Here is a 14,989-nt window from a genome sequence, read left to right on the forward strand (position 1 = left end):
CCACTCCCCCGGCCGCCCCGGCTACCGCCGGATGAGCCTCGCGCTCTTCGCCGCCGGACTCGCGACGTTCGCCCTCCTCTACTCCACCCAGGCGCTGCTGCCGGCGATCTCGGACGGCTTCGGGGTGACGGCCGGTCAGGCCAGCTGGACCGTCTCCGCCGCCACCGGCGCACTCGCCTTGTTCGTCCTGCCGCTGAGCGCGCTGTCCGAGCGGTTCGGGCGGACCCGGCTGATGACGGTGTCCCTCGCGGTCGCCGTCGGTGTCGGCCTGCTCGTGCCGTTCGCCCCCGACCTGGAGTGGCTGGTCGTGCTGCGGGCCGTCCAGGGCGCGGCGATCGCCGGCGTCCCCGCCTCGGCGATGGCGTACCTGGCGGAGGAGGTCGAGCCGAAGGCGCTGGTCGGTGCGATCGGCCTGTTCGTGGCGGGCAACTCCATCGGCGGCATGAGCGGCCGCATCGCGACCGGTTGGGCGGCCCAGGCGTGGGGCTGGCGGGCCGGCCTGCTGACCGTCGGCCTGCTCGCGCTGGCCTGCGCCGCCGCCTACCGGGTGCTGCTGCCGCGGGCCCGGTTCTTCCGCCCGGCGCCGCTCGCCCCGCGCGCGGTGGGCGCCGCGGTCGCCCGCCACCTGCGTGACCCGCTGCTGCTGCGGCTGTACGGGATCGGCGCGCTGTTCATGACCGTCTTCGGAGCCGTGTACACGGTGATCGGCTACCGGCTCGTCGAGGAGCCGTTCTCCCTCGGCCAGGGCGTCGTCGGCTCCGTCTTCCTGATCTACCTGGTCGGTACGGCGTCCTCCGCGGCCGCGGGCGCCCTGGTGGCGCGGGTCGGGCGGCGCGGGGCGCTCTACCTGGCCGTGGCCACCACCGCGCTCGGCCTGCTGCTCTCGCTCGCCGACGCGCTGGCCGCCGTCCTGGCCGGACTGGTGCTGATCACCGCGGGCTTCTTCGCCGGCCACGCCGTGGCGTCGGCGGCGGTCAGCCGCACCGCCTCCACCGGCCGGGCGCAGGCCTCCGCGCTGTACCAGTCCGCGTACTACCTCGGCTCCAGCGCGGGCGGCACCCTCGGCGCCCTCGCCTACCACGCGGGCGGCTGGGCGGCGACGGCCGCGATCGCGCTGCTGGCCGTGCTGGGCGTCGTCTCGATCACCCTGTACGGCTCGCACGCCGCCCGCGCGGAGCGGCGCCTGCCGGTACGGGCGGCCGCCGCCCGCTGACAGACCTTCCGGCGAACGCGTCCGTGCGGGGACGCGCGGCGGGCCCCGGGCGATCCCCCGGGGCCCGCCCCCTCTTCTCCGGGGCCGTCCCGGCGGGCTCCCGCACCGCTCGCCCTGCGGGTGTCGGACCCCTCGGGTAGGTTCCACCCCATCGGGACCGAGCAGGGGGAGCGGCACACATGACGGACACCGGCAATCTCACCACCGCCCCCGCGGGGGCGCGCGAGGACCTGGACGCGGCCCTGGACCGCTACCGGGTCGAGCTCACCGGCTACTGCTACCGGATGCTGGGCTCCGCGTTCGACGCGGAGGACGCGGTGCAGGACACGTACGTACGGGCCTGGCGCGGCTACGCGAAGTTCGAGGGGCGCTCCTCGCTGCGCTCCTGGCTCTACCGCATCGCCACCAACGTCTGCATGGACCTGCTGAGCGCGGGCAGCAGGCGGGCCCGCCCGATGGACCTGACCTCGCCGCAGCACCAGGCCTCGGCGGTGCTGAACGAGCGGCCGGAGGTGACCTGGCTGGAGCCCGTCCCCGACGCGCGGGTGCTGCCGCAGACCGCCGACCCGGCGGAGGCGGCGCTGGCCCGGGAGTCGGTCCGCCTCGCGTTCGTGGCGGCGCTCCAGCACCTGCCGCCCCGGCAGCGGGCCGTGCTGATCCTGCGGGAGGTGCTGGCCTGGAAGGCGGACGAGGTCGCGGCGCTGCTGGAGACCACCACCGCGTCCGTGAACAGCGCGCTCCAGCGGGCGCGGGCCACCCTCTCCGCCCGGCCGGTCCGCGACAGCGAGGCCGCGGACCCGCTGGACGCCGAGCAGGTCCGGCTGCTGGAGCGGTACCTGTCCGCGTTCGAGGCGTACGACATCACCCGGCTGACCGCGCTGCTCCACGAGGACGCGGTGCTGTCCATGCCGCCGTACGACCTGTGGCTGCGGGGCCCCGAGGACATCGCCGCCTGGCACCTGAACCAGGGCATCGGCTGCAAGGGCTCCCGCCTGGTCCCGACGACCGCGAACGGGCTGCCCGCCTTCGCCCAGTACCGGCCGCGGCAGGACGGCCGGCCGGGGCACGTCCCGTGGGCGCTCCAGGTGCTGGAGGTGTCAGGGGGCCGGATCACGGGGCTCAACGCCTTCCTCGACACCGGCCGGTGGTTCCCGCTGTTCGGCCTCCCCGAGGAGCTCCCCTAGCCCGGCGAGGGCGAGCAGGGCCCGCAGCTCGGGCCCGGCGCCGGTCACCGCGAGGCCCCGCCCGAGGCGGCGGGCGGTCAGCCGCAGCCGGGCCAGGGTGTCCACGGCCCCGAGGCCCGGCGGCCCGGTCCCGCCGAGGTCGCACACCACGGCGGCGGCCCCCGCCCCGTACAGCTCGGCCAGCCGCCGGCAGGCGGCCGGTGCGCCTCCCGGCGCCACGTCGGGCCCGGTCAGGGCCAGCGTCGGTCTCGTCATGCCGGTAGGACCGCAGGGGCCGCCGGAACTCATCGCACCGCACGGCCCGGACATGCGGGAGCGGGCGGGGCGGACGCGCGCGGCGCCTGCCCCGCCCGCTCCGCGGCGGACGGTCCGGGATCAGGCGATGCGGTCCAGGACGATCGGGTTCGCGGTGAACGCGGTGCCCGCCGGGGCGATGTCGTACGAGCCCTCCAGCGAGGCCAGGGCGTAGTCGAACTTCTCCGGGGTGTCGGTGTGCAGCGTCATCAGCGGCTGGCCCGCGGTGACCTGCTCGCCCGGCTTGGCGTGCAGCTCGATGCCGGCGCCGGCCTGCACCGGGTCCTCCTTGCGGGCGCGGCCCGCGCCCAGGCGCCAGGCGCCGACGCCGACGGCGTACGCGTCGAGGCGGGTCAGGACGCCGGACTCCGGGGCGGTGACGACGTGCTGCTCGCGGGCGACGGGCAGGGCCGCGTCCGGGTCGCCGCCCTGGGCCTGGATCATGCGGCGCCAGACGTCCATGGCGGAGCCGTCGGCGAGGGCCTTGGCCGGGTCGGCGTCCTTGATGCCCGCGGCGTCCAGCATCTCCTTGGCCAGGGCGACGGTCAGCTCGACGACGTCGGCGGGGCCGCCGCCGGCGAGGACCTCGACGGACTCGCGGACCTCCAGCGCGTTGCCGGCGGTCAGGCCGAGCGGGGTGGACATGTCGGTGAGCAGGGCGATGGTCTTGACGCCGCTGTCGGTGCCGAGGGCGACCATGGTGGAGGCCAGCTCGCGGGCGTCCTCGATGTTCTTCATGAAGGCGCCGGAGCCGACCTTCACGTCGAGGACGAGCGAGCCGGTGCCCTCGGCGATCTTCTTCGACATGATCGAGGAGGCGATCAGCGGGATGGCCTCGACGGTGCCGGTGACGTCGCGCAGGGCGTACAGCTTCTTGTCGGCGGGGGCGAGGCCGTCGCCGGCGGCGCAGATGACGGCGCCGGTGGTGTCGAGGACGTGCAGCATCTCCTCGTTGGAGAGCAGGGCGCGCCAGCCGGGGATGGACTCCAGCTTGTCCAGGGTGCCGCCGGTGTGGCCGAGGCCGCGGCCGGAGAGCTGCGGGACGGCCGCGCCGCAGGCGGCGACGAGCGGGGCGAGCGGCAGGGTGATCTTGTCACCGACGCCGCCGGTGGAGTGCTTGTCGGCGGTCGGGCGGGAGAGGGAGTCGAAGTTCATCCGCTCGCCGGAGGCGATCATCGCGGCGGTCCAGCGGGCGATCTCGGACCGGTTCATGCCGTTGAGCAGGATGGCCATGGCCAGCGCCGACATCTGCTCGTCGGCGACGACGCCGCGGGTGTAGGCGTCGATGACCCAGTCGATCTGCTCGGGGCTCAGCTCGCCGCGGTCCCGCTTGGTGCGGATGACGGAGATGACGTCCATGTGGTGCTTCCTTCTACGCGCATAGAGGGGTGTGTGTGGTCCGCGGGAGTACGACGGCCCTCCGCCCCGCGGGGCGAAGGGCCGTCGGCACGGTTATCTCAGGTGGTCGGGCCCGAAGGCCTGCGGCAGCATCTCCGCGAGCGGGAGGATCCCCTTCGGGGTGTCCACGAGCAGCTCCGGACCGCCGAACTCGAAGAGCAGCTGGCGGCACCGGCCGCACGGGACGAGCACATCGCCCCTGCCGTCGACGCAGGTGAAGTGCGTCAGCCGGCCGCCGCCCGTGGCCTGCAGGGCGGAGACCAGGCCGCACTCGGCGCAGAGGCCGAGTCCGTAGCTGGCGTTCTCCACGTTGCAGCCGGTCACGGTGCGGCCGTCGTCCGCGAGGGCGGCGGCGCCGACCGGGAAGCCGGAGTAGGGGGCGTAGGCCCGGGACATGGCGTCCCGGGCGGCCGCCCGCAGGGCCTCCCAGTCGGCGTGGGGCTCCGTGGTCACTTGCCCTGGCCCTTGCGGTACGGCATGCCGTCCGCCTTCGGCATCCGCAGGCGCTGTGCCGAGAGCGCCAGGACCAACAGCGTCGTCACGTAGGGGGCCGCGTCGACGAACTGGCTCGGGACGGCGTCGGTCAGGGTGTACCAGACGAACAGGCCCGCCGCGCAGGCCGCGGAGATGGCCGCCTGGACGTGCTTCTTCTTGTACAGCTGCCAGACGACGACGGCCACGAGGAGGATCGCGAGCAGCAGCAGCATCGCGTGCACGTTCTCGGCACCGCCGCGCAGCTTGAGGCTGTAGGTGAAGCCGAAGAGGCCCGCGCCGAGGGACATGCCGCCCGGCATCCAGTTGCCGAAGATCATCGCGGCGAGGCCGATGTAGCCGCGGCCGCCGGTCTGGCCCTCCTGGTAGATGCCGGTGGAGACGATGGCGAGGAACGCGCCGCCGAGGCCGGCCATCGCACCGGAGACGATCACGGCGATGTACTTGTACTTGTAGACGTTGACGCCGAGGGACTCGGCGGCGATCGGGTTCTCACCGCAGGAGCGCAGCCGCAGGCCGAAGGCCGTGCGCCACAGCACCCACCAGGTGGCGGGGATGAGGAGCAGCGCGACGACGGTCAGCAGCGAGAGGTTGGTGAACAGGCCGCCGAGGACGCCGGCGACGTCGGAGACGAAGAACCAGTGCTTGGCCTGGAGGGTGGCCAGCCAGTCCGAGAGCCCGGGGATGGTGATCTCCGTGATGGGCTCGATGCGCGGGGACTGCTTGGAGGAGCCGCCGGGGGCCTCGTCGAAGGTGAAGTTCGACAGGTACTGGGTGAAGCCGATGGCCAGGATGTTGACCGCCACACCGGAGACGATGTGGTTGACGTTGAACGTCACGGTGATGATCGCGTGCAGCAGGCCGCCGAGGGCGCCGCCGACGAGGCCCATGACCACACCGGTCCAGGGGCCCCACTGGTAGCCGGCCCAGGCACCGAACCAGGTGCCGAGGATCATCATGCCTTCGAGGCCGATGTTGACCACGCCCGCGCGCTCGGCCCACAGGCCGCCGAGGCCCGCGAGGGCGATCGGCACGGCGAGCTGGAGGGCGCCGGAGATCTGGCCGACGGACGTCAGGTCGTCGGCTCCGGAGATGACCCGGACCAGCGAGATCAGGGCGAGGCCGCCCGCGATGATCAGCAGGATCCAGGGGAGGGTGAGCTTGCGGCGTCCGCCGCCCTTCTTGGGCGCGGCGCTCGTCGCGGAAACGGTGCTGGTGCTCACGCCGCGACCTCCTTGTCGGTCTTGATGGCGTGCCCGGCGGCGAGCTCCTCGCCGACCTTCTGCTGCTGGCGGCGGATGCCGTAGCGGCGCACGAGCTCGTAGCTGACGACGACCGCGATCACGATCAGGCCCTGCATGATCGTGCCGATCTCCTTGGCGTAGCCGGCGGTGTCGAGGCCGGCGGAAGCCTTGTCGATGAAGGCGATCAGGAGGGCGGAGAAGAAGATGCCCACCGGGTGGTTGCGGCCGAGCAGGGCGATGGTGATGCCCGTGAAGCCGATGCCGAGGGGGAAGGACAGGTTGTACGTGTGCGACTCGCCGAGCAGCAGGGGCATGCCGGTCAGGCCGGCGACCGCGCCGGAGATGAGCATCGACGTCATGATCATCTTCTTGGCGTCGACGCCGGAGGCCTGCGCGGCGGACTCGCTGGCGCCGGTGGCGCGCAGGTCGAAGCCGAAGCGGGTCCGGTTGAGGACGAACCAGTAGACGATGCCCAGGGCGAAGGCGACGAAGGTGAAGCCGTAGATCTCCAGGCCGTCGCCGATGGTCAGCGGCGGGAACCAGCCGGACTCGGCGATCTTGCCGGTGGTGAGGTCGTTGGAGCCCTCGACCTGGACGCCCAGGTTCTTCGGCAGGAGCAGCCAGGCGATCAGCGCGGTGGCGATGGCGTTCAGCATGATCGTCGAGACGACCTCGCTGACGCCGCGCTTGGCCTTCAGGACGCCCGCGATGCCGGCCCAGAAGGCACCGGTGAGCATGGCCACGGCCACGATCATCAGGATGTGCAGCGGACCGGGCAGCGTGACCGCGGCGCCGACGACGGCCGAGACCATCGCGGCGAGGCGGTACTGGCCGTCGACACCGATGTTGAAGAGGTTCATCCGGAAGCCGATGGCCACGGCCAGGGCCGCCAGGTAGTAGATGCCCGCCTGGTTGAGGATCAGGACCTGGACGTCCTCGTAGCTCGCCTGCTCCACCATGATCTGAAGCGGCTCGATCGGGTTCACACCCGAGGCCGCCAGCACGATCATGGTCAGTACGAAGGCGCTGACCAGAGCGAGCGCCGGGCCGGCGGCCGCAAGCAGCAGCCGGTCCTTGTCGATTTTCTTCATCGGGCCTCGTCCTCCGTCGTGTCACCGTCGGCAGCGGCGGAAGGGTTGTCGGTGGCTTCCAGGTGGCCGCGGGCGGCACCCGTCATGGCGGTGCCGAGCTCCTCCGGCGTGATCGTCGCCGGGTCGGCGTCCGCGACCAGGCGGCCGCGGTAGATGACGCGCAGGGTGTCGGACAGGCCGATCAGCTCGTCGAGGTCGGCGGAGATCAGGAGCACCGCCAGGCCCTCGCGGCGGGCCTCGCGGATGGCGTCCCAGATCTGCGCCTGCGCGCCGACGTCCACACCGCGGGTGGGGTGGGCGGCGATGAGGAACTTCGGGTCGTGGCTCATCTCGCGGCCGACGATCAGCTTCTGCTGGTTGCCGCCGGAGAGCGAGGCCGCGGTCACGTCGATGCCGGGGGTGCGCACGTCGTACTCGCGCACGATCCGCTCGGTGTCCTTGCGGGCGGCCTTCGGGTCGAGGATGCCGCGCTTGGAGTTGGGCCGCTCGGTGACGTGGCCGAGGATGCGGTTCTCCCACAGCGGGGACTCCAGCAGCAGGCCGTGGCGGTGGCGGTCCTCGGGGATGTAGCCGATGCCGCCCTCGCGCCGCTTGCGCGTCGGCGTGGCGGAGATGTCCTTGCCGTCGAGCGTGATCGTGCCGCCGTCCGGGAGGGACATGCCCATGAGGGCCTCGATGAGCTCCGTCTGGCCGTTGCCCTCGACGCCGGCGATGCCCAGGACCTCGCCCTTGTGGATGGTGAAGTCGATCCCGGCGAGGACCTCGCGCACGACGCCGTCGGGGTCGGTGGCGGCCAGCCGCAGGTCGGAGACCTTCAGCATGGGGACGTCGGTGACCGTCGACTCGCGGGTCTCCGGCGAGGGCAGCTCGCTGCCGACCATCAGCTCGGCGAGCTGCTTGGTCGTCGCGGTCTTCGGGTCGGCGGTGCCGACGGTGGTGCCGCGGCGGATGACCGTGATGTCGTCGGCCACCTTCAGGACCTCGCCCAGCTTGTGCGAGATGAAGATGACCGTCAGGCCCTCGGCCTTGAGCTCGCGCAGGTTGTCGAAGAGCGCGTCGACCTCCTGCGGCACGAGCACCGCGGTCGGCTCGTCGAGGATGAGGGTGCGGGCCCCGCGGTAGAGGACCTTGAGGATCTCCACGCGCTGGCGGTCGGCGACGCCGAGGTCCTCGACGAGGGCGTCGGGGCGCACGCCGAGGCCGTACGCGTCCGAGATCTCCAGGATCTTCTTGCGGGCCTTGGCGCCGATGCCGTACAGCTTCTCGCCGCCGAGGACCACGTTCTCCAGGACGGTGAGGTTGTCGGCGAGCATGAAGTGCTGGTGCACCATGCCGATGCCGCGGGCGATGGCCTCGCCCGGGTTGTTGAAGGAGACCTGCTCCCCGTCGATGGCGATGGTGCCCTCGTCCGGCTTCTGCATGCCGTAGAGGATCTTCATCAGGGTCGACTTGCCGGCACCGTTCTCACCGATGAGGGCGTGGACCGTGCCCTTGCGGACGGTGATGGCGATGTCCTTGTTGGCGACGACGCCGGGGAAACGCTTCGTGATGCCGTGCAGTTCTACGGCGGGGGGGCTGGACGCGTTGATGACGCACTCTCCTTGGCGCGGAAGGAGCTGGAAGCCGGTGTGGCGGGGGGACAGGGCGGGGGGAGAAGGTATCGCGTCCACGATGCCTCTACGCGCGTAGCACTGTCGGAAGTGAAAACTTGCGGCCATGCGGCCACAAGGATCACGGAACGCGGCTCGGGGCCCGGGAGCGGTGAGACCGCTTCCCGGACCCCGGAGACCGTTTTACCTCACGTCAGGGTAGGCCTTACGGCGCGGTCTTGACGTTGATCTTCTTGGCGATGATGTCGGCCTTGGCCTTCTCCACCGCGGCCTGCAGCTCGGCCATGCTCTTGTACTCCGGGTTGGAGTCGGCCAGGCCGACACCGTTCTTGTCCAGGCCGTAGCGGACCTCGCCGGACTGCGGCGAGCCGTCCTGCACGGACTTGATCAGGTTGTACACGGAGCCGGACACGTCCTTGGTGACCGAGGTCAGGATCTTGTCCTTGTACTTGGCCAGGCCGGCCTGGTTGTACTGGTCGGAGTCGACGCCGATGGCCCACTTGCCGGCGGTGGCGGCGGCCTCGATCGCACCCGAGCCGGCGAGGCCCGCGGCGGCGTAGATCACGTCGGCGCCGTTGTCGAGCTGGCCCTTGGCGGCGGCCTTGCCCAGGTCGGGCTTGGCGAAGCCGGAGAAGTCCGGCGGCTGGCTCAGGTAGGTCGACAGCACCTTGGCGTTGGGGTTGGTGTCCTTGACGCCCTGGGTGAAGCCCGCCTCGAACTTCTTGATCAGCGGGACCTCGACGCCGCCGATGAAGCCGACGGTGCCGGTCTTCGAGGCCTTGGCGGCGGCGACGCCGGCCAGGTAGGAGCCCTGCTCCTCGTTGAAGACCAGGTTGGCGATGTTCGGGCCGGTCTTCGACGCGTCGTCGATGAGGCCGAAGGTCGTCTTCGGGAACTTCGGGGCGACCTTCTCGATCGCGGCGCCGTACGCGAAGCCGACACCGATGACCGGGTTGTGGCCCTTGCGCGCGAGCTCGGTGAGGCGCTGGACCTTGTCGGCCTCGCTCTCGCCCTCGGTGGGCTCGGCTTCCGCGCCCTTGATCTGGAGGTCCTTCTCGGCCTTCTCCAGACCCGCGTAGGCGGCGTCGTTGAAGGACTGGTCGCCGCGGCCGCCGATGTCGTAGGCGATGGCTGCGGACTTCTGACCCGACTCCGTGGAGGAGGCCGAGTCGGACGACTTCTTTCCGCCACAGGCGGTGGCCGAGAGGGCCAGCGCCGCGGACGCGATGCCCACGGTGGCGATCCTGGTGATCCGGCGCAAGGGGAGGCTCCTTCAAAACCTGACCGAAAGCGCCATGACCGGCGCTGGTTTCGCGGCGATCGTAACGCGCGTAGATGTCAGTTAAGAGCCCGTTCAGGAGTCGTTATCGGATCGTCGCGAACCGGACAGTGACCGGTTGGTGACTGCGGAGGCGTCCAGCCCTTGTGTATCAAGGGCTGGACAGGTGTGCCGCGCGCCGCTCAGATGAGGTAAAGATTTCTAGCCGATCGCACTTGCGCGGCGGCCGTCGAGCAGGGCCGCGGCCGTGAAGAACTCCACTCCGACGGCGATCGCGTCCTCGTCGACGTCGAAGTCGCCCCGGTGCAGGTCCTTCTTGACGGAGCCGCCCGGAGGGTGGACGCCGAGGCGGGCCATCGCGCCCGGGACGTGCTCCAGATACCAGGAGAAGTCCTCGCCGCCGAGACTCTGCTCGGTGCCCTCGACGGACGCCGCCCCGCACCGGGCGGTCATGGACTCGCGCAGCAGCTCGGTGACGGCCGGGTCGTTCACGACCGGCGGGACGCCCCGCACGTAGGTGATCTCCGACTTGGCGCGGTGTAGCGAGGCGATCTCGTCGATCGCGGCGTGGATCTGGTCGGGGGCCTCGTGCCAGGCGTTGATGTCGAGGCAGCGGATGGTCCCGGACAGCTCCGCGCGCATGGGGATGACGTTGCAGGCGTGCCCGGTCTCGATCCTCCCCCAGGTGATCGACATGCCGGAGCGGGCGTCCATGCGGCGCCCCACCACCGCCGGCAGGTCGACCGCGACCCGCGCGGCGGCCGTCACCAGGTCGGTGGTCAGGTGGGGCCGGGCGGTGTGGCCGCCGGGCCCCTCCAGGGTGACCTCCAGCCGGTCGCAGGCCGAGGTGATCGCGCCGGTCCGCAGGCCGATCCTCCCGGCGTCGACGCGGGGGTCGCAGTGCACCGCGATGATCTTGCCGACGCCGTCGAGGACGCCCGCGGCGATGGCGTCGGTCGCCCCGCCCGGCAGCACCTCCTCCGCCGGCTGGAACAGCAGCCGCACCGGGCGGGGCAGCACCCCCTGCCGGTCGAGCTCGGCGAGCACCAGCCCGGCGCCGAGGACGACCGCCGTGTGGACGTCGTGGCCGCAGGCGTGGGCCCGGTCGGGGACCGTCGAGCGGTAGGGGACGTGCGTCTTGGCGTCGGGGATGGGAAGGGCGTCGATGTCCGCACGCAGCGCCAGCATCGGCCGGCCGCCGTCCCAGGTGCCCACGTCGCACACCAGCCCGGTGCCGGACGCCAGGACGCGTGGGCGCAGGCCGGCTTCCTCCAGTCGGGCCTTGATGGCCGCCGTGGTGCGGAACTCCTGGTGTCCTAGCTCGGGGTGCATGTGCAAGTCCCGGCGGAAGGCGATCAGTTCGGCACGCAGGTGATCCGGCAGCTTCCCCGGCAGCTCGGGCTGGGAGGGCACACCGGGCAGGACGGTCTGGGACTCGCGGGACATCAACTGGTTCACCCGTTGAAGGGTAGGCGCACGAATGGTCCAACTGGATGGAGATCAGGAAAAGTTCATGCCGTCAGGGGAAAAAAACCAAGCCTCTGGACGCATGACCGGTTGCACCCAGGGGTAAACTCGCGCGCTCACCCGGCCCCGGTGGCCGCCCGGACCGCCACGGCGTACGGGGGTATGTGGACGGGCGTGGACGGGAAGCTGACGGCGTCTCGGCCGATCGCACGGCACGCCGGGGCGGTGGTCGGCCCGGCCGTCACCCCGTCGCGAGTTTGGCCGCGAACCCGAGGAAGAGGACGCCCGCGGCGGAGGTCGCGCCGGCGCTCAGCCGCCGCCGGCGGCGGAAGGCGGCCGACAGGCGGGTGCCGCCGAATATCAGCAGCGTCAGGTAGAGGAAGCTGCCCAGCTGGAGCAGGGCGCCCAGCAGCAGGAAGGACAGCGCCGGGTAGGCGTAGCCGGGGTCCACGAACTGCACGAAGAAGGAGACCAGGAAGAGGATCGCCTTCGGGTTGAACAGGCTGATCAGGACGGCCCGCCGGTACGGCCGCTCCCGCTCGGCGGCGGCCTCCCCGAGCGGCTGCGGCTCCACCGCCCCGGCCCCGTCCCGCTCGGCCCGCGACCGCCACAGCGCCCAGGCCCCGCGCAGCATCCCGACGGCGAGCCAGGTCAGGTAGCCGGCGCCGAGCAGTTTGACGACGCCGAAGAGCAGGGGGCTGGTCTGGAGCAGCGCCCCGGCGCCGGCGGCCGCCAGCGTCATGAGGACGGCATCGCCGGTGAAGACGCCGGCGGCGGCCTTGTACCCCGTGCGCACGCCGCGCCGTGCGGCGACGGAGAGCACGTAGAGGGAGTTCGGCCCCGGCAGCAGGATGATCAGGAGGAGGCCGGCCAGATAGGTCGGCAGGTCGGTGACGCCCAGCATGGGCAGGAGTGTTCCACAGGTTCACTGCTGTCGCGCCGGGTGTTTCACCATGTGGAACCGGGGGGCTCGTAGGCTCCCCAGACCCCGCGCAGGGCCGTGCACACCTCCCCGACGGTCGCGCGGGCGCGCAGCGCCTCCTTCATCGGGTACAGGACGTTGTCCGTGCCCTCGGCCGCCCGGCGCAGCGCGCCGAGCGCCGCCTCCACGGCCGCGCCGTCGCGCTCGGCCCGCAGCCGGGCGAGGGCCTCCCGCTGCCGGTCCTCGATGGCGGGGTCGACGCGCAGCGGCTCGTACGGCTCCTCCTCGTCGAGGGCGAAGCGGTTGACGCCGACGACGACCCGCTCGCCCGCGTCGGTCTCGCGGGCGATGCGGTAGGCGTTCCGCTCGATCTCCGCCTTCTGGAAGCCGGCCTCGATCGCGGCGACCGCCCCGCCGAGCTCCTCCACGCGCCGCATCAGCGCGAGGGCCCCCTCCTCGACCTCGTCCGTCATGCGCTCCACCGCGTACGACCCGGCGAACGGGTCGGCGGTGTGCGGGACGTCGGTCTCGTGGGCGAGGACCTGCTGGGTGCGCAGCGCCAGCCGGGCCGCCTTCTCGGTGGGCAGGGCGATCGCCTCGTCGAAGGAGTTGGTGTGGAGGGACTGCGTCCCGCCGAGGACGGCCGCCAGGGCCTGGACGGCCACCCGCACCAGGTTCAGCTCTGGCTGCTGCGCCGTCAGCTGGACGCCCGCCGTCTGGGTGTGGAAGCGCAGCATCTGCGACTTCGGGTCGCGGGCGCCGAACTCCTCGCGCATGACGCGCGCCCAGATCCGCCGGGCCGCCCGGAACTTGGCGACCTCCTCCAGGAGGGTGGTGCGGGCGACGAAGAAGAACGACAGCCGGGGGGCGAACTCGTCGACGCGCATCCCGGCGGCCAGCGCGGTCCGCACGTAGGCGATGCCGTCGGCGAGGGTGAAGGCGACCTCCTGCGCGGGTGAGGCCCCGGCCTCGGCCATGTGGTAGCCGGAGATGGAGATGGTGTTCCAGCGGGGGATCTCGGCGCGGCAGTACCGGAAGGTGTCCGCGGTCAGCCGCAGCGAGGGCCCGGGCGGGAAGATGTAGGTGCCGCGGGCGATGTACTCCTTGAGGACGTCGTTCTGGACGGTGCCGGTGAGCCGGTCGCCGGCGATGCCCTGCTCCTCGGCGACGAGCTGGTACAGGAGCAGCAGCAGGGCCGCGGGCGCGTTGATGGTCATCGAGGTGGAGACCCGGTCGAGGGGGATCCCGGCGAAGAGGGTCCGCATGTCGTCGAGGGAGTCGACCGCCACGCCGACCTTGCCGACCTCGCCGTGGGCGAGCGGGGCGTCGGAGTCGTGGCCCATCTGGGTGGGCAGGTCGAACGCGACGGACAGGCCGGTGCCGCCGGCGTCGATGAGCCGGCGGTAGCGGGCGTTGGACTCGGCGGCCGTCCCGAAGCCGGCGTACTGCCGCATGGTCCACGGCTTGCCGGTGTACATCGTCGGGTAAATCCCCCTTGTGTACGGATACGCTCCCGGTTCGCCCAGTTTGACTTCCGGATCCCATCCCGTCAGGTCCCGCGGCCCGTATACCGGTTCGATGGGATTTCCGCTCTCGGTGCTCGCCATGTGACCAACCCCTCCGTGGAGCAAAGGGCCCCGGGGCTGATACAACCTTCCCCGCGACGGCTGCGGCCGTCCCCTGACGGCCGCTGGTCACAATGGCGCAACATCCCGTCCGCGTGTGCAACTCTCCACGCCCGCCAGGCATCACCTAGGTACACGAAGCAGAAATCCCGGGGGGACAGCCATGCACCGCCAGAAAGCCATAGTCCGCGCGCTCGGCGCGGCCGTCGCCGTCGCGCTCGCCGCGACGGCGTGCGGACCGTCGGAGTCGGCGCCGGCCGGTGCCGCGTCGGCGGTGCCCTCGACGTCCGCTGCGGACCCGTCGCCCGCCGCCTCGCCTTCGGACGACGGCAAGGCGGCGTCGCCCTCGCCGTCCGCGTCGCAGTCGGCGTCCCCGTCGGCCTCGGCCTCGCCGTCCCCGACGGTCAAGGCGATCATGGCGAACGGCGACGACACCGAGCAGGTCCGCGAGCTCCAGGCCCGCCTGAAGCAGCTGAAGCTCATGTCGGTGAAGCCCACCGGCTTCTACGGCTCCAAGACGACCTCCGCCGTCAAGTCCTTCCAGGCCAGGAACGGCCTGCCCGCGACGGGCTCGGTCGACGCGGCCACCTGGAAGAAGATCCAGGCCATGAGCAAGAAGCCCACCGCCGACGAGCTGCGCCCGCCGGAGGTCAACGAGGCGGACGCGCCGGACCCGCGCTGCATGCAGGGCCGGGTCATGTGCATCTCCAAGGAGAGCCGCACCCTCGCCTGGATGATCGACGGAAAGATCATCTCGACGATGGACGTCCGCTTCGGCTCCGAGAACACGCCGACCCGCGAGGGCGAGTTCAGCGTGGGCTGGAAGGCGAAGGACTGGACGTCGACGATCTACCACACGCCGATGCCGTACGCGATGTTCTTCAGCGGCGGCCAGGCGGTGCACTACTCGGCGGACTTCGCGGCGCGCGGCTACAACGGCGCCTCGCACGGCTGTGTGAACGTCCGCGACAAGGGCAAGATCGCCGCGCTGTTCGACCAGGTGAAGGTCGGCGACAAGGTCGTCGTCTACTGGTGATCCGCCGGTCGGCGCCGGAGCCCCCGCGCCGGGGGCCCGCTGACACGAGCCCGGGTGCCGGCCCTGCCGGCGCCCGGGCTTTTCGCTGCCCGCGGGCGGGGCCCGGAGGCGGGGGCTCCGGCGCCGACCGGCGG

At 71.9% G+C, this 14,989-nt stretch carries 13 protein-coding genes; 3 read left to right on the plus strand and 10 right to left on the minus strand.

Translation table 11 applies throughout. The features are described from left to right. The coding region (locus tag EF903_RS16030) for an MFS transporter (protein ID WP_148142526.1) at positions 1–1,213 on the plus strand (1,213 nt) is incomplete at its 5' end. A gap of 179 nt (positions 1,214–1,392) precedes the next feature. Next, complete coding sequence (locus EF903_RS16035) at positions 1,393–2,397, plus strand: sigma-70 family RNA polymerase sigma factor (protein ID WP_125543909.1); 1,005 nt, start codon at positions 1,393–1,395, stop codon at positions 2,395–2,397. Here the strand turns inward: EF903_RS16035 and EF903_RS16040 are convergent. From EF903_RS16040 to EF903_RS16085, 10 genes are all read right to left on the minus strand, one after another. Further along, positions 2,311–2,652, minus strand: coding sequence for an STAS domain-containing protein (locus EF903_RS16040; RefSeq protein WP_125543910.1), 342 nt, complete (start codon positions 2,650–2,652; stop codon positions 2,311–2,313). The two genes, EF903_RS16035 and EF903_RS16040, sit on opposite strands and share 87 nt — an antisense overlap. Before the next feature lie 120 nt (positions 2,653–2,772). Next, on the minus strand, positions 2,773–4,050 hold the full coding sequence (locus EF903_RS16045; RefSeq protein WP_125543911.1) for a thymidine phosphorylase: 1,278 nt from the start codon (positions 4,048–4,050) through the stop codon (positions 2,773–2,775). 93 nt (positions 4,051–4,143) lie between these two features. Then, positions 4,144–4,542, minus strand: a complete 399-nt coding sequence (locus EF903_RS16050; protein WP_125543912.1) for a cytidine deaminase — start codon at positions 4,540–4,542, stop codon at positions 4,144–4,146. Further along, positions 4,539–5,804 carry an ABC transporter permease gene (locus EF903_RS16055; protein ID WP_125543913.1) on the minus strand — a complete coding sequence of 422 codons (1,266 nt, stop codon included), beginning with the start codon at positions 5,802–5,804 and terminating at the stop codon, positions 4,539–4,541. The genes EF903_RS16050 and EF903_RS16055 overlap by 4 nt, the downstream gene beginning before the upstream one ends. Continuing rightward, positions 5,801–6,916, minus strand: coding sequence for an ABC transporter permease (locus tag EF903_RS16060; RefSeq protein WP_125543914.1), 1,116 nt, complete (start codon positions 6,914–6,916; stop codon positions 5,801–5,803). Before EF903_RS16060 ends, EF903_RS16055 begins: the two co-directional genes overlap by 4 nt. Beyond that, the gene (locus EF903_RS16065; RefSeq protein WP_399420970.1) at positions 6,913–8,634 is read right to left on the minus strand and encodes an ABC transporter ATP-binding protein; all 1,722 of its coding nucleotides are present in this window, start codon (positions 8,632–8,634) and stop codon (positions 6,913–6,915) included. The genes EF903_RS16060 and EF903_RS16065 overlap by 4 nt, the downstream gene beginning before the upstream one ends. Positions 8,635–8,731: 97 nt before the next feature. Beyond that, complete coding sequence (locus tag EF903_RS16070; RefSeq protein ID WP_125543915.1) at positions 8,732–9,787, minus strand: BMP family protein; 1,056 nt, start codon at positions 9,785–9,787, stop codon at positions 8,732–8,734. 219 nt (positions 9,788–10,006) lie between these two features. Then, positions 10,007–11,251: an amidohydrolase gene (locus tag EF903_RS16075; RefSeq protein ID WP_125543920.1), complete on the minus strand. Its 1,245-nt coding sequence runs from the start codon at positions 11,249–11,251 to the stop codon at positions 10,007–10,009. A gap of 262 nt (positions 11,252–11,513) precedes the next feature. Continuing rightward, positions 11,514–12,176, minus strand: a complete 663-nt coding sequence (leuE, locus tag EF903_RS16080) for a leucine efflux protein LeuE (RefSeq protein ID WP_125543916.1) — start codon at positions 12,174–12,176, stop codon at positions 11,514–11,516. A 44-nt stretch (positions 12,177–12,220) separates the two neighbouring features. Further along, positions 12,221–13,801 (minus strand): methylmalonyl-CoA mutase, encoded by a 1,581-nt coding sequence (locus EF903_RS16085; protein ID WP_125543917.1) that lies wholly within the window; start codon positions 13,799–13,801, stop codon positions 12,221–12,223. A 181-nt stretch (positions 13,802–13,982) separates the two neighbouring features. Here EF903_RS16085 and EF903_RS16090 point away from each other — a divergent pair, with 181 nt between their 5' ends. Beyond that, positions 13,983–14,855 carry a L,D-transpeptidase family protein gene (locus EF903_RS16090; protein ID WP_125543918.1) on the plus strand — a complete coding sequence of 291 codons (873 nt, stop codon included), beginning with the start codon at positions 13,983–13,985 and terminating at the stop codon, positions 14,853–14,855. Positions 14,856–14,989 lie beyond the last annotated feature (134 nt).

It is taken from the genome of Streptomyces sp. WAC05292 (genome assembly GCF_003949955.1).
GTDB lineage: Bacteria > Actinomycetota > Actinomycetes > Streptomycetales > Streptomycetaceae > Streptomyces > Streptomyces globosus.

Coding starts and splice junctions, on each gene's coding strand:
- EF903_RS16060 (WP_125543914.1), bottom strand. CDS start 6,916: ATGAAGAAAATCGACAAGGACCGGCTGCTGCTTGCGGCCGCCGGCCCG.
- EF903_RS16035 (WP_125543909.1), top strand. CDS start 1,393: ATGACGGACACCGGCAATCTCACCACCGCCCCCGCGGGGGCGCGCGAG.
- EF903_RS16040 (WP_125543910.1), bottom strand. CDS start 2,652: ATGACGAGACCGACGCTGGCCCTGACCGGGCCCGACGTGGCGCCGGGA.
- EF903_RS16090 (WP_125543918.1), top strand. CDS start 13,983: ATGCACCGCCAGAAAGCCATAGTCCGCGCGCTCGGCGCGGCCGTCGCC.
- leuE (WP_125543916.1), bottom strand. CDS start 12,176: ATGCTGGGCGTCACCGACCTGCCGACCTATCTGGCCGGCCTCCTCCTG.
- EF903_RS16085 (WP_125543917.1), bottom strand. CDS start 13,801: ATGGCGAGCACCGAGAGCGGAAATCCCATCGAACCGGTATACGGGCCG.
- EF903_RS16075 (WP_125543920.1), bottom strand. CDS start 11,251: ATGTCCCGCGAGTCCCAGACCGTCCTGCCCGGTGTGCCCTCCCAGCCC.
- EF903_RS16045 (WP_125543911.1), bottom strand. CDS start 4,050: ATGGACGTCATCTCCGTCATCCGCACCAAGCGGGACCGCGGCGAGCTG.
- EF903_RS16065 (WP_399420970.1), bottom strand. CDS start 8,634: ATGGCCGCAAGTTTTCACTTCCGACAGTGCTACGCGCGTAGAGGCATC.